We start from the raw sequence: 13,969 nt of genomic DNA, 5'->3' as shown, positions 1-13,969 counted from the left end.
GAGTTCAAGCTCAAATTGACATGACGCGTCGATCTAACGTATACTGGACTATGAGTGATATTTTCCTCATGAATTTATAAAACGACTCCGAAATATCTTCACCTAAATAATTTGCCCCTATCATCCCAAAGTAATAAAGAGATATGAGTCCGTACTGCCAAGAGGACTGTCCCAAATTCTTACCAGTCAATTCACGAATTTCTCTTATACGTTCTGCTCTACCACTGACTGTCTTACTCCCCTCATGTATTCGATACCCTGCGATCACTTTACTGATGGATAGGATGTTCGCACGTCTCGCCATTTGAGCAAATAAGTCCCAATCAAACACGTATCGATATGAAGGATTGATATTGACCTTATCCCAGACTTCGTAGTGCCAAAATGTAGCTGGTTGTAGCAAAGTATCTGATTTTTCTAAATACGTCTTATTCGCGTACCGACGGGGTTTGTGGAGCACTTTTCTATATTCTCCATTCTGACCGAGTCTCATTCCGTCCCCAGATACAACATCAACATTCGGATATGAGTCAAATATATTTACGATTGTTTCGACGGCATCTCGGGCTACATATAAATCATCGGAGTTTATCCAGGCAAGAATTTTACCCTCAGACATTGCAAAGCCTTTACGAATGGCGTCGGCCTGGCCATCATCTGACTCCGAAACCCAACGTATTGACGGATTCTCATCGTACTCTGAGAGAATCTCCTGCGTGTTATCATTGGAGCCACCATCTACGATGATATGTTCAATATTTTCGTACGTCTGCATTTTCACGGATTCCACCGTTTCCGATATGTAACCTGCCTGATTATATGAGGGGGTTACAATTGACACGAGGGGTTTCGACATGTATTCACTAGATGGAAAGCGGGGTCATAATTCATTGGTTCTGGCTGTATTTATGCCAAAACCACGAGTCTCTATTTTGCGGTTCGCCTTCTTTATGATCACCGAACGTGAGTTCCGGGGGTCGAAAGAGTACTATGGGATATGAATACTAATCAACGTACCCGAGCTGCCGGAGCCTTGATTTAATCTCCTGTTCATCCGGTGCCTCTTCCGATTCATATTCACTCACATCACCATCTTGAACGGGTATAATCCCAATCTCATCGTCCGAAACTCTGAACCAAGGTACCTTCCGCAACGTGGGTATTGGAATATCTGGATGGAAGAACCTCCCGTTTTCACCGAGACATTCCCCGTGATCGGCAGTGACAACAACCGGACACTCCACCCTATTCACGAGTCGTTTAACCTCTGCTAATACGTATCGTAAGTTATCACGATATGCCGCCTGAAGTTCTTTGACTGAAATATCCCCGGACTCCACACGAGATTTGATTGTTTCCGAAGGAAGCGTCATTCCCATGCTCTCGAGTTCCTTGGCTCCTAGATTGTATTCCTGAATTTCTTCAAGTCCTATTTCGTCGGGCAATTGCTCTTGAGTCCCATTAAATTCTCCCGTTGACTGAATGGCTTCCTTTGGGTTTATTCGTTCACTCATGCTTTTGTCCAGTCCCCATGGTAGAATTTGGCGATCTCCGATGAATGGGGAGTGGGGTTGCATATAATGGACGACGAGCCGAGTGTTGTCCTGTGTTTGCGCTCTCCAGAGGGCTTTCTCCGTAACGGCGCTTGCAGGAGCCACACCAAGAGTTGGTGACCAGTCGGTGTCCCAGACAGGGATAATCTCTCGTAGGTGTTCAGACGGGCGGTACTGACGACCTCTATTTTTCGCGGAAAAATCCGAGATGTGTGGCGCGGCGGTGATATACGATAGGTCGTGTTCCTCCGTCCAAATATTCTCTACATAGTCCCCGGTCCACGAGGCAGAAGCCCAGGCCATCTCGAGGTTTCCATCAAAGAATAGTTGATACTCCTCCTCGAAATAGTCATATCTGCAAGCGTCAAGAATAACGATAACGAATTCATTTTGCGAGGTGAAATCCAAAATTCTCGGTTTCTGTTTCGGAATGTTGTGATGACGACGATACAGTTCCGTGTATGGCGCTAACAATTTCCCGTAAAGAAACCGTGGTATATATTCGGGGTTCTCTACCCCGCGTTTTAAAAGCGAGATCTGACCATCGAGCATGACTAGGTACTATAACCCTTCACTAATAAATTCATCTGTGCACGTTAGCGTCCGCAGTTGAGTGAACGAGGAGGTGGTCAATCTCTTCCATGAGGTCATCGACGCCACGATCATCGTAGTCCCGATCCCACGAGAGCAGGTTGTAGACTGCTTCTTTCAGGGAGTGTTCGAGGTTCGTTCGAAGCGATGACGCTTTCGAGCGAACTGTCCCCAAGGTGCTCGACTCAGGATCAAGACGAATTGTCGTGTTAAATAGATGCTGAAATACGGTTAGAGCGGTTCACAAAGAGGTTCTATGTTCGAGATGGCAAACATCATGACCATTTCACGGATCTGTCGGTACCAGCCCAGCCCTCGCACGGCCTCGCCGAGTGAGTGCTTCGTTGTCGAGTACAAAGCCTCGACCATCCAGCGCTGAGAATAGCCTTTTGCGTGGATGAGTGCGTTGTATCCTCGCGTCAACGGCCAGTCATTGTTCAGATTAGCTGGTTCCAGCAGTATGCGTAGCTCTGCAACCATGTTTCAACAGTTGCTGGATCGGCGTTTCTGAAACAGTTTCCAAACTGTGAGGTTCTTCGTTTTATCTCTTGGAAAAGACGTTCGACGGCGTTCCGATTTCCATGTTTTTCGTATCGAAATCGGAGTCCGAGATGATGGAGTGCAGCTTTGAGCCATGGGGCTGAATCGATGAGAAACACGGCGTCTTGGACATCGTGTTTCTCTCTCAGTTCCCTCAGAAACATCTCAGTAAGTGCGGTTGTACGCGTTGGATAAAGTTTGACGTGGAGAAATCCGTTAGTTTCGGGATCGACAGCAGCATACAGCCAGTAGCGCTGATCGTCGAGTTGGATCACAGTTTCGTCGAGCGCAACGTGATCCGGCTGTTTCCCGGCTGTCGGCTGTAGATTGGCTTTCTGTACCCAATTATGGATCGTCGATCTCGCCCGCTCGACACCGAATCTCTCTAAGACAGAAACAGTATCCGAGAGTGATAATCCCGACAAATGGAGCTGGATACTCAATCGCATCAGCTCGCGCGGTGTCGCCTCTCGCTCCACAAAATCTAATTGAACGCCGCTACTAGAGCCGGTGAGGCGGCTGAATTCGGGCATGGACACCTAGAATTCTGACCGCCTCGCTTTTCAGACCTTATCTGAACAGCGCCCGGCCTTGACCCAAGTTCTAAGATGAGTGGCTTGACGCCCAGTGCGTAGAAATCGTACTTCGAGACCCAGTTGTGGCACGTTTTGTCGGCAGCAGCGGATAGTCGGTTGTCCGCGTTCCAGCGGACGATCTGCGGCCCAGTCTTTGTATCGAGATGTGCACGTGAATACCAGCGAGAGCCACGCGTCGCGTCAGCGACGGTGGCTCTCGCCGCATCAAGGCGTCTCCAAAGACAGACTTACGCCGTATCTCAGAGCGTTCCAGTTTCGCCGCAAAGTTTTCCAAAAACCATGGAAAGAAGCGCTGAAACCATCCTTGAAACAGCATTCTAACTCACCAACAATCTACGCCACAAGAGCGTTACTAATAAGATACCCGAGAGGATTGATACGAACTGATGGAGGACACTATTGCCACTGCCTCTCGGAATCTGCTCGCGATTAAGTGGCGGGCAGCGTCACACTTCGTGTTTCGTAAGGCAAAGGGGCTGTTCCCAGAAGCAGGGGAAGGTATATCATCTGTACTTCTCTATCCGGCATTCGAAGATCCGGAGCAATTCGTTGACGTTCTGAATCGTCTGGCCTGGTATCTACCCCCTGATTCCTTCGAAGATTTCGAAGTACATGCCTTGGCCGCCACGTCTTCATTGTCCACCAGCAATATGGAAACCCCCGATGCTCAGAGTGATTACGGCCCAGAGCGGCTTCCTGTCACAGTCCACGAACTGACTGCCGTAGACACTCTAGCTGAAGAGACAGACCAGATTATTGTCTGGGACAAAACCCATCGCATCGATCGGACGACTCTTCGGCGTCTCGGGAAAGTGGAGATTATCGATCCCGCCTACTACTCGCTAGCTGAGTCCGAAACGTGGAAGCAAATGACCAACCAGATACGAACCCAGGTTCAGGACTCGTCGGCTGAAAACTTCCGCGCACTCGAACGCCAAGCACAAGATACGTCCACCTCATACGTCTTCGGGACGGGGCCAAGCCTAGATAACGTGTTCGACTTCAACATCCCCAGCGACGCCCTCTCGATTATCTGCAATAGCATCGTTCGAAACGAGAACCTATTAGATCACCTTCAGCCGGACATTCTTGTCTTCGCAGATCCAGTCTTTCACTTCGGTCCGAGTAAGTATGCCCACGAATTTCGCGATGACGCGGCGGCGGTGCTAGAGCGCTACAACTGTACCGCCGTTATTCCGAAGCAGTATCAGAGTCTCTTCGTAGGACACTATCCTGAATTGAGCGACCAGATCATAGGATTGGACCCCGTGTCGGCACAGAGCCCAGTTTATCCGTCCCACAACCGTCTTGAGGTGATGGGAACCCACAACATCATGACTCTCTTCATGCTCCCTATCGCGATGTCGTTGACTGAAGACATCCGGATTGTTGGCGCTGACGGCCGGAAGGAGGACGAGTCCTACTTCTGGGAGCACAGCGACACGGCGCAGTACGACGACGAGTTGATGAAGACCGTCGCGGAGACACATCCATCCTTCTTTCGTGACCGCGTGTACGAGGATTACTACGACCAGCACGTCGAGACGCTCACTGAGATGATCAAGTACGGCGAGGTAGACGGCAAGCACTTCAGGAATCTCACGAACTCTTATATTCCATGTCTCGATGAACGGAAGGTTGACCCAACCTCGTTTCACTAGAGGTTTACTGACGAGCAACCGTAACGTGCAGATTCCGAAGTAGTTAAACGCGGCCTGTGGTAACAAATCTACGATGACTGAGCCGCGAGCGTCGATCGTCATCCGCTGCTACAACGAACGGGAGCATATTGAAAAGCTCCTGCACGGTGTGTTCGAACAGCGAATGGACGACTTCGAGGTGATCCTCGTCGACTCTGGATCCACCGACGGGACCCTCAAGGTGGCAAAGCAGTATCCCGTCGACGAGATTGTGTATATCTCACCGGAGGAGTTCTCGTTCGGCCGCGCGCTTAATTATGGCTGCGAGGCGGCCAACAGCGAGTTCTGTGTGTTCGCGAGTGCACACGTCTACCCGACCCGCATAGACTGGCTCGAACAGTTGCTCGCCAAGTTCGAGGACAACGTTGCGCTCGTGTACGGGAAGCAGCGCGGGAACGAGGTGACAAAGTACCCCGAGAAGCGAGTCTTCCGTCGATGGTTCCCCGAGGAGGACGTCGAGTACCAGTCCTCCCCCTTCTGCAATAACGCGAACGCCGCCATTCGTCGCGAGGTTTGGGAAAAGTTCCACTACGACGAGCGATTGACCGGGCTCGAGGACCTCGACTGGGCGAAGCGGGTGCAGGACGCGGGCTGGAACATCTCCTATGCTAGCGACGCGGAGATAATTCACGTGCACGAGGAATCCCCGAAGGAGGTCTACAACCGCTACCGCCGCGAGGCGATAGCCCATAAGCAGATCTTCCCCGACCAGGAGTTCAGTTTCTGGGACTTCCTCAAGATGTTCAGTTACAACACGATTACGGACTACCTCGCGGCGGCCCACGAGGGTGAACTTCCAGGGAATATCATCGAGATTCCCCGGTTCCGCCTGATGCAGTTCTGGGGGACCTACCGTGGGTTCGGACGGGAGAAACCCGTCTCAGACCGTTTGTGGCGGCGGTTCTACTATCCGGACGAGAACGGGTATCCACGGGAGGATGCTGGCACAGGCGATTCGGAGCGCGAAGAGGATGGGCTACGCATCGAGTACTCCAAGCTGGATGGGGCGGGGGAATAAGCGGGTGAACGTGTATGAAAGACCGGGTCCCGCCGTTTCTCACAGCCCTATCTCGTTCTTGTTCCCGTCGTCGGAGTAGTACGCCGTTAGAATAACATCTGACAATCATGCTCGACGTAGACCACCTGAAGAATCTATTTCGGTTGACGAGCATCTATTCTGGCGGAAAGATTGGTGTCGCGGTCATCGGATTTGCGCTCTACCCGGTCTACACACAGTACCTCACGCCGGCAAACTTCGGGATCATCGGCTTGGCCTTATTGGTCGGAAATGGCGCCCGCCATCTGTTCACGATTGGCCTGAATGCGGCGGCGTTCAACTTCTATCATCGCTACGAGGGGATGGAACGGGAGGAGTTCTATACGACGCTCTTTGCCTTCATCGTTCTGTTATCCGTCGGCTGGCTCGTCTTGTTCGAGTTGTTCGGCCCATGGTTCTTTGAGCGATTACTCGGTGTAGCGATATACGACCCATATCTGCGAATCATCCTGTTGGCAACCGCCATCACTGCGGTGCTTCACGTGATCCCGAAACACAGGTTCAAGGCGGCAGAAGAGGCCGAGTGGTTCGTCCTGATGGACTCCGGTAAGAACCTGAGCAACCACCTCGTGAGACTCATCCTGATTGTCGGGTTCTCCTTCGGTGTCACAGGGTACCTGCTCGGATCCCTCGCCGGTGCAGTCATCGTCGGAGCAGGTGGCCTCACCTTCATTCTTCGGCGAGTCATCCCCCGATTCTCCATGGAAAAACTTCGCGAAGCCCTTGTCTATTCGGTCCCCCTGTTCCCCCATTTCTACTCCCATTTTATCATCAGCATGGCCGATCGTGTCCTGCTCACCAGACTGGGGTCCCTTGGAGCGGTTGGCGTGTACACGATCGGTTATACGCTCGCCCAGGCGCTCCAGATGGTGGTTACCTCTGCAAACAGCGCGATTATGCCCGAATTCGCTCGTGCTGGCGACAATCGGGACGCGTTCGAACGTCTCCCCGTGACGGCGACATACTACCTGCTGTTCTCCGCTACGGCTGCACTTGGAATGATACTGTTCCTCCCAGCGGTCATCCGGGCATTCTTCCCGATGGATTACCACGCCGCGATCGATCTTATACCGTGGCTTGGCCTAGCCTTCTTCTCGGTTGCGCTGTACTACGTCCCGATGAACGTGTTGAGCCAGACGCAACGTAATACTCGAATTGTCCCGTTACTCACCATCACCGCTGCGGGGGTGAATATCGGCTTGAACCTCTTGTTGATCCCGCCGTTCGGCATTACGGGTGCGGCACTGAGCACGTTGGCCGCGTATCTCGTACTGGCGATTGCGGTATTCGTGTACTCTCAAAGACTCAACCGGGTTCCCTATGAACTCCGCCGGACCGGAATTTTGGTCGGCGTGTTACTAGCGTTGACGGTCGGCGAGATGGCGTTGCCAGTCCTTTCACTGGGTCTCAACGTTGCTGTCCGAGTGATCATCTTCACCGCGTTCTTCGTCCTGATAACATTTGCAGGGTTCTGGAACAACGAAGAGTGGGCCGCCATCCGGGGGGCCGCTACCAGGGTCCGGTCCAGGTTCGGGTAATCCGAACCGGCCGGGTGGCCCCGGACTTCCCCATCTCTCGGTACTGCACGAGTCCTTCCTTTGCTCCCCTTCTATTGTTGGTAGATCACGTGAAATTGCTCCTCACGGCGCTGTTCGAGGGTTGGCTCGAATCCATGCGCCTCGATGAGCTCTCGCACCTCGTCGACCGATGAATCGAATCCCGGGAGCATCTCGGGGTGGAGCTCCACGAATAGGGTTTCTATCTCTGCGAGTCGGTCGCCAAACCCCCTAACCACGGCGGCTTCAGCGCCTTCGACGTCGATTTTCACGACATCGGGCCAGGCTGTGTCGTCAATGTCGTCCACACGCCCCATCTCGACCGTCACCTCATCGCGGTTCTCCTCGGTATCGGAGAGGGAGGGTGATGTGCCGGCGGTCCCATCGGTGTAGAGTGTCGTCGTGCCCGTTTCGTCCGAAAGCGCGGTCTCGTGGATGGTGACCTCCTGACCGTTCAGGTACACGTTACGACGGAGATGTTCGCAGAAACCCGGGTCGGGCTCGAATGCGTGGACTGTCGCACCGGTCCGGGAAGCAAAAATACTGTATACACCGACGTTCGCGCCGATATCCCAGACGACATCGTCCGCAGAAACGAATCTGAGGAACTGCTCGATTTGCTCGCGCTCGCCACCAAACACTGATACGCGATAGTCCTCGGTTTGGTTCGTGACCTCGAACACAGACGAATGTCCGTCCAGTTCTACCAGTCGGACCGTTGGGTATTCCGTATCCCTCATCCCAACTGCGCGGCGGATGAACGAGCTTATATTCATTTTCATTTATTATGAATGGCATTTAGAACCCATTTACGCCTACGATTGTTACAAATCGGTTTAGCATCGGTTGGTTGGGACCGGCGTTCAACTATGTTAGGCATTGCAGATGTATTCTAGACCTTGGTTTATGAGTATTGCCCAACACCGATCAACGTCATTGAGGACTTCTTCCAGCATATGCGGTGAGCCACAATCTTGAATATCGGTGTATATCGCGGCCATAACTACATTCCCACGCCGATGATGCCTATTGCAAAACCACGCTAACTATCCATTGCCCTCCCTCCGGCGGTGACGGTGCATCCAAAGCTTGATTTCTGTTGATTGAGTTGCCGGCCATAATGCCTCGCTTGGCCGCGCTCGTCCCGATGAAGGGGCACAGCGAACGGGTGCCGAACAAGAACCTCCGGGATTTCAATGGCCGTCCGCTCTGTCACTGGATTCTGAACACGCTCCGGGCCACCCCGGAGGTCGACGAACTCGTGGTGAACACCGATTCCCCCGAGATTGCAGCAGAAGCCGAACAGTTCGGCGCCACGGTCATCGACCGTCCGGAACGGCTCCAGGGCGACCGGGTCCCGATGAACGACATCATCCTTCACGACGTGCGGACCGTCGACGCGGACCTCTACCTCCAGACACATTGCACGAATCCGCTTCTCCGGTCGTCGACGATCAGTGAGGCAGTTTCGATGTACCTCGAGGACGACGATTGCGACTCGCTCTTCTCCGTGACGCCGATGCAGACCCGGCTCTGGGACGGGGAGACACGCCCGATCAATCACGAGCGCGACGAACTCCAGCGTACCCAGGATCTCGACCCGGTCTACGAGGAGAATTCGAACATCTATCTGTTCACGCAGGACTCCGTGAAACAGAGAGAGAACCGGATCGGGGACCGGCCACGGATGTTCTCGATGGATGCGAAAGAGGCAATCGACATCGACCAACCCATCGACTTCCGTGTGGCCGAGTACCTCCACCGGGATTGGTATGGGGACAACCCGGCGTACAACGAGGCAACGGACCGGTAACTGTCCGAGAAGGAACCCGTGTCCACGCTGGAGAGCCAAGTGAAGACCAGGCCGCTTACTGCCTGGCGAGGAGAAACGTTTGTAGCTCATTGGGCACCATTGACGCATGACAGCTACCTCCGAGTCCCTGGACGGCAGGGACTACCGGGTCTACGACGTCGCCGATGTCGACCAATAACTGGACAAGGAGGAACTTCTAGAGGTACTCTTCTCGTGCGATGGAATTCTCGCCGGGGACGACGAGCTCACACGGGACGTCATCAAATCCTCCCCGAACCGGAAGGTCATTTCCAAGTAGGGAATCGAGACGGACAACATCGATTTCGAGGCAGTGGCGGACCACGGCGTCGAGGTGTATAACACGCCCGGGGCGTTCAACGACGAAGTCGCGGACGTCGTCATCGGGTACGCGATTATGCTGACACGGGAACTACACCGTATCGACCACGCCGTTCGAGACGGTGACTGGGCGTGTCCCCGGGGGGAACTCGCTTGCGGGGACGACCTTCGGCGTCATCGGTGTCGGAAACATCATTGCCGCCGTCGCCCATCGCGCCCACACGCTCGGGATGACCGTCCTCGACACGGACGTGGAAACGTTCCCCGACGATCTGGTCGCAGACATCGACATCGAGCGCGTCGGCACCGACGAACTTCTCAAGCGGTCGGACGTCATAAGTCTCAACTGCGCGTTGACGGAGGCAACCCGTGAACTGATCGGTGCCGACGAGTTGGCGAAACTCGGAACGGAGGGGTACCACATCAACACTGCCAGAGGACAACTTATCGATCAAGAAGCATTGGTCGATGCATTGACCAGTAGGACGATTGTCGGCGCGGCGCTCGACGTGTCACAGAGGAACCCCTCGTCGCGGTCGATCCACTGGCAGACCTGGACTCGGTCATCCTCGGTTCACGCAACGTCCAGAATACGACGGAAGCGGTGAATCGTATGCACGAACGCGCCGCCGATAATTTCATCGAGAAGCCCTATTGAGAATAACGCCGGTCACCAGGCTGATCGTTTGACGGCACGTCCTCAGTCGACCGTATTGGACTATTGTGGAGTGGCGTAGACAGGTACTGGAGTTGCTACAGGCTTCCGATTGGACGGAGCCGCCACCGTACAAATCTCTCCCCCTCCAGCACCGAAGAAACGACACTCCAACGAAGGCTATCGGAGTTCTCCGAGTCGATACCTCTGTGCGTCCGCCACGTCACTCGACCGGTCGATTCGCTTCGTACCACTCGATGGTCTCTTTCAGCCCCTCCTCAAGGTGAGTATCCGCCAGCCACCCGAATTCCTCTTCGGCCCGACTCGTGTCCAGCCGTCGTCGTGATTGTCCGTCTGGTTTCGAGGTGTCCCATTTGATGTCGCCCTCGAATCCGGTGAGGTCCGCAATTAACTCGATGAGGTCCTCAATGCTGATCTCGTGGCCGCTCCCGAGGTTCACTGGGTCGCTCTTATTGTAGGTTTCCGTTGCGTCTAGTAGGCCATCGGCGGCGTCCTCGACGTAGAGGAACTCGCGGGTCGGCGTCCCAGTGCCCCAGGCGGTGATGGAGTCCTCGCCCGCGTCCCGGGCCTCGATGCACTTCCGGATGATGGCCGGGATGACGTGGGACGTCTCCAGGTCGAAGTCGTCCCGGGGGCCGTAGAGGTTCACGGGCATCAGATAGATGCTGTTGAAGTCGTACTGCTTCCGGTAGGCCCGGGACTGCGTGAGGAGGGCCTTCTTCGCGATGCCGTAGGGGGCGTTCGTCTCCTCTGGATAGCCATCAAAGAGGTCGTCCTCGGAGAACGGGACCTCGGTGTGCTTGGGGTACGAGCAGATGGTCCCCGCGATAGTGAGCTTGTCCACGTCGAACTTCCGCGCCATCTCCATGAGTTCGATGCCCATGATGGCGTTCTCGTAGAAGTATTTCCCCGGGTTTTCGCGATTCGCGCCGATGCCACCCACGGTGGCCGCGAGGTGAATCACCGTGTCGGCGCCCGAGCGGGAGAGCGCCCGGCGGATGTCGGCCCGCTCCCGCAGGTTGTACTCGCTGCTCCGGGGGACAAAGACCTCGACGTCGTCCGACCGGGACTCCAGGTCTTCGACGAGGTGGCTGCCGAGGAAACCCGATCCCCCGGTGACCATGACGGTCCGCCCGGACCAGTAGTCCGAACTCATCGCCAGTCCACCCGCCCGAACCATGCTTCTCGGTTCGCGGCGTACCAGTCGATGGTGCGCCGAATGCCGTCTTCCCAGGAAACCTGAGGCTGCCACCCGGTCTCCTCTGTGATTTTCTCGTGCCCGACGAGGAGTTCCTCGACGTCGCTGTCACCCGGCCGGAAGCGGCTTTCGTCCTGCACAATCTCGGGGTTGTCCCAGTAGCCTTCCTCGGTCCCGATGCGGAGGATCATCTCGGTCCACTCCTGCATAGAGATGTTCTCGCCATAGCCGTAGACGTACTGTTCTCCGGGGTTGCCCTCAAGGGCGACGTGGAGGTGGCCCCGGACGCCGTCCTGCGCGAAGCACATGTCGCGCTTCGGTTCCAGGTTCCCGAGTTCGACGAAGTCCCGCTCCAGCGCCTGCGTGATGATCGTACCCGTGATGTACCGGGGATTCTGCCGGGGTCCGTAGTTGTTGAACATCCGCGTGGTGACGGTGGGCACGTCGTAGGCGTCGTGGTAGTTCATCGTGAGGAAGTCCGCGGCGAGCTTGGAGGTCGCGTAGACGCTCGTCGGGTTCACCGGTGAGCGCTCGCTGAGGATGACGCGGCCGTCCTCCTCGAACTCGTGTTTCTCCAGCATCTCCTCGTTCACGTTCCCGTACTCCTCCGAAGTGCCTGCTGTATCAAACTTGTAGATGTCGAGATCGAGATCGACGATCGACTGGAGGAGATTCATGGTCCCCATGACGTTCGTGTCGAGCGTCTCGTAGGGGCGATCCCAGGATTCGCCAACGTGAGCCTGCGCACCCAGGTGGAAGATTATCGCATCATCTGTCCCCTGCAGTGCTGTAAGTGCCTCCCGGACAGAATGTTTATCTCGGAGATCTCCACGGTGGACGGTTATTTTCTCAGCGTGATGTCGGATATTGTTTAATTCCCCACTTGAGGTGGCGCGAACGAAGACATGGACATTTGCACCCATCTCGCAGAGAGTATCGACGAGATGTGATCCGATGAATCCGTCAGCACCAGTTACGAAGACAGGACGTTCAGAGAGACGCGGCTCTAGTTCCATAATATAGGTGGAATGACTCCTTATTTATTTTTCTTTTGAAAACCTGGCCGGCAGTGTCATTACGGCCACTCTGGGAGGGTCGATGCATCTTGCAGATACTGCCGAACGTACTCGTGAAGGGGTTCCGGTGATTCGGAAAAGATTTTGAGGTCCGAGTGCTGGTCGTCTGGAACTAGATTCGAGGATTCGGCTTCGACAACGAATCCGTTCGCGAGATAGTGTTTTCCGCCCACGCCGTCGACATCCGCGGTATCGTAGATATGCTCATACGCGCCTAGGGATTCGATGATTCTGACATCTGCACCGAGTTCCTCTCCAGCAATCCGATGAACCGCTTCCTCGCGTGTCTCTCTTTTCTGGACTCTCCCGCCGGGGATGAACCAATACCCCGCTGCCGGTTCATTCTCGCGTTTCCCGAATATGAGCCCCCCATTGAAACGAACGAGCAAATCAACAGAAACAATCGGTGCATGCTCGACAATTGTCCGCCACTCGTCCTCCGGAATCCATCCCTCGGTCATTGGCGATATGTTGCCCCACTGTGGTATAGCGCTAACGATTTCTTCTCAGATAGTCGCGTCGACATTGGAACCATTTAGTGTCACCATAGTTACCTGGGCGTATGGAAATCAATGCGTCCTCGTCACGGGTGGTGCGTGGTTCACTGGATCAAACCTCGCGAACTATCTGGCGAAGCAGAATGACGTCATCGCCGACGACGACATTTACCTAGGAACACCAAAGAACCTCGACGAGGAGGTCGGGCTCGTCGAAACATCCGTGGTCGATTCCAACCTCCCGACTGACGTCGACGTGGTGTTCCATCTTACTGCGCTCTCTTCCTACAAGATGATGAGAAGAACTCCGCGCTGGTTGCTCGCATCAACATCGAGGGATTGGTGAACACTGTTGATCAGGCGCGACAGGATGGCTGTGACACAGTCGTCTACGCGACTCCCTCCTCGATTTATGACGACCCCACCGAACCCTCACCGGAATCCATGGACGCCGAGGCACACACCGGGTACGAGGCATCGAAGCTCGCCCGGGGGCGCTACGCGGAGTGCTTCCACAACAATCACGACATGACGCTCACCGACATGCGGTTCTTCTCGGTCTATTCGGTATATGGCGGGAACGAGGTACACAAGGGCGAGTACGCAAACACCGTTACGCAGTTCGCCCATCAGATCGTGAACAACGTACAACCAAAATTCTTAGGCGACGGCACCCAAACGAAGGATTTCATGCACGTCGATGACATTGTGCGCGGCATTGAGCTTGCCGCCAACCACGAACTCCACGGCAGCTATAATCTCAGCACCAGCCAGAAC

The 13,969-nt window shown here is 54.7% G+C and carries 12 protein-coding genes and 6 pseudogenes; 8 read left to right on the top strand and 10 right to left on the bottom strand.

The features are described 5' to 3' along the window. Positions 1–10 precede the first annotated feature (10 nt). The 6 genes and pseudogenes from ACEWFR_RS20865 to ACEWFR_RS20840 all read right to left on the bottom strand — a co-directional run. A complete protein-coding gene (locus ACEWFR_RS20865) occupies positions 11–856 on the bottom strand; it encodes a glycosyltransferase family 2 protein (protein WP_374062853.1) in 846 nt (281 codons plus the stop codon). Positions 857–1,004: 148 nt separating this feature from the next. Beyond that, on the bottom strand, positions 1,005–2,105 hold the full coding sequence (locus ACEWFR_RS20860) for a hypothetical protein (protein WP_374062852.1): 1,101 nt from the start codon (positions 2,103–2,105) through the stop codon (positions 1,005–1,007). 31 nt (positions 2,106–2,136) lie between these two features. Then, positions 2,137–2,346, bottom strand: a pseudogene (locus ACEWFR_RS20855) (IS701 family transposase); the annotation flags it as partial. Between the two features lie 29 nt (positions 2,347–2,375). After that, positions 2,376–2,552 (bottom strand): annotated as a pseudogene (locus ACEWFR_RS20850) (IS5/IS1182 family transposase); the annotation flags it as partial. A gap of 29 nt (positions 2,553–2,581) precedes the next feature. Then, positions 2,582–3,217 carry an IS6 family transposase gene (locus tag ACEWFR_RS20845; protein WP_374062851.1) on the bottom strand — a complete coding sequence of 212 codons (636 nt, stop codon included), beginning with the start codon at positions 3,215–3,217 and terminating at the stop codon, positions 2,582–2,584. Between the two features lie 53 nt (positions 3,218–3,270). Continuing rightward, positions 3,271–3,420 (bottom strand): annotated as a pseudogene (locus ACEWFR_RS20840) (IS5/IS1182 family transposase); the annotation flags it as partial. A 2-nt stretch (positions 3,421–3,422) separates the two neighbouring features. Here ACEWFR_RS20840 and ACEWFR_RS20835 point away from each other — a divergent pair. The 4 genes and pseudogenes from ACEWFR_RS20835 to ACEWFR_RS20820 all read left to right on the top strand — a co-directional run. Next, positions 3,423–3,601, top strand: a pseudogene (locus tag ACEWFR_RS20835) (IS1595 family transposase); the annotation flags it as partial. Positions 3,602–3,666: 65 nt separating this feature from the next. Beyond that, the gene (locus ACEWFR_RS20830; protein ID WP_374062850.1) at positions 3,667–4,941 is read left to right on the top strand and encodes a hypothetical protein; all 1,275 of its coding nucleotides are present in this window, start codon (positions 3,667–3,669) and stop codon (positions 4,939–4,941) included. Between the two features lie 73 nt (positions 4,942–5,014). Then, positions 5,015–5,998 (top strand): glycosyltransferase family 2 protein, encoded by a 984-nt coding sequence (locus tag ACEWFR_RS20825; RefSeq protein ID WP_374062849.1) that lies wholly within the window; start codon positions 5,015–5,017, stop codon positions 5,996–5,998. Positions 5,999–6,105: 107 nt separating this feature from the next. After that, positions 6,106–7,575: an oligosaccharide flippase family protein gene (locus ACEWFR_RS20820; protein ID WP_374062848.1), complete on the top strand. Its 1,470-nt coding sequence runs from the start codon at positions 6,106–6,108 to the stop codon at positions 7,573–7,575. Positions 7,576–7,646: 71 nt separating this feature from the next. On the opposite strand, the gene ACEWFR_RS20815 is transcribed toward ACEWFR_RS20820, so the two are convergent. Continuing rightward, on the bottom strand, positions 7,647–8,276 hold the full coding sequence (locus ACEWFR_RS20815; RefSeq protein ID WP_374062847.1) for an FkbM family methyltransferase: 630 nt from the start codon (positions 8,274–8,276) through the stop codon (positions 7,647–7,649). A 437-nt stretch (positions 8,277–8,713) separates the two neighbouring features. Here ACEWFR_RS20815 and ACEWFR_RS20810 point away from each other — a divergent pair, with 437 nt between their 5' ends. The 3 genes and pseudogenes from ACEWFR_RS20810 (at position 8,714) to ACEWFR_RS20800 (ending at position 10,353) form a co-directional block, all read left to right on the top strand. After that, positions 8,714–9,406 carry a cytidylyltransferase domain-containing protein gene (locus ACEWFR_RS20810; RefSeq protein ID WP_374062846.1) on the top strand — a complete coding sequence of 231 codons (693 nt, stop codon included), beginning with the start codon at positions 8,714–8,716 and terminating at the stop codon, positions 9,404–9,406. Between the two features lie 301 nt (positions 9,407–9,707). Then, positions 9,708–9,833, top strand: a pseudogene (locus ACEWFR_RS20805) (hypothetical protein); the annotation flags it as partial. Between the two features lie 34 nt (positions 9,834–9,867). Continuing rightward, positions 9,868–10,353 (top strand): 2-hydroxyacid dehydrogenase, encoded by a 486-nt coding sequence (locus tag ACEWFR_RS20800; protein WP_374062845.1) that lies wholly within the window; start codon positions 9,868–9,870, stop codon positions 10,351–10,353. A gap of 270 nt (positions 10,354–10,623) precedes the next feature. Here the strand turns inward: ACEWFR_RS20800 and ACEWFR_RS20795 are convergent, their stop codons facing one another. The 3 genes from ACEWFR_RS20795 to ACEWFR_RS20785 are packed head-to-tail and all read right to left on the bottom strand — an operon-like array spanning position 10,624 to position 13,156. Then, a complete protein-coding gene (locus ACEWFR_RS20795; RefSeq protein ID WP_374062844.1) occupies positions 10,624–11,577 on the bottom strand; it encodes a GDP-L-fucose synthase family protein in 954 nt (317 codons plus the stop codon). Further along, the gene (locus ACEWFR_RS20790) at positions 11,574–12,635 is read right to left on the bottom strand and encodes a GDP-mannose 4,6-dehydratase (RefSeq protein WP_374062843.1); all 1,062 of its coding nucleotides are present in this window, start codon (positions 12,633–12,635) and stop codon (positions 11,574–11,576) included. The genes ACEWFR_RS20795 and ACEWFR_RS20790 overlap by 4 nt, the downstream gene beginning before the upstream one ends. Positions 12,636–12,694: 59 nt before the next feature. Beyond that, positions 12,695–13,156, bottom strand: a complete 462-nt coding sequence (locus tag ACEWFR_RS20785) for an NUDIX domain-containing protein (protein WP_374062842.1) — start codon at positions 13,154–13,156, stop codon at positions 12,695–12,697. 85 nt (positions 13,157–13,241) lie between these two features. Between ACEWFR_RS20785 and ACEWFR_RS20780 the strand changes: the two are divergent. Then, positions 13,242–13,969: pseudogene (locus tag ACEWFR_RS20780) on the top strand (NAD-dependent epimerase/dehydratase family protein); the annotation flags it as partial.

The organism is Natrinema sp. H-ect4, from assembly GCF_041894845.1.
GTDB lineage: Archaea > Halobacteriota > Halobacteria > Halobacteriales > Natrialbaceae > Natrinema.
This window is presented reverse-complemented; position numbering and strand designations above follow the sequence as displayed.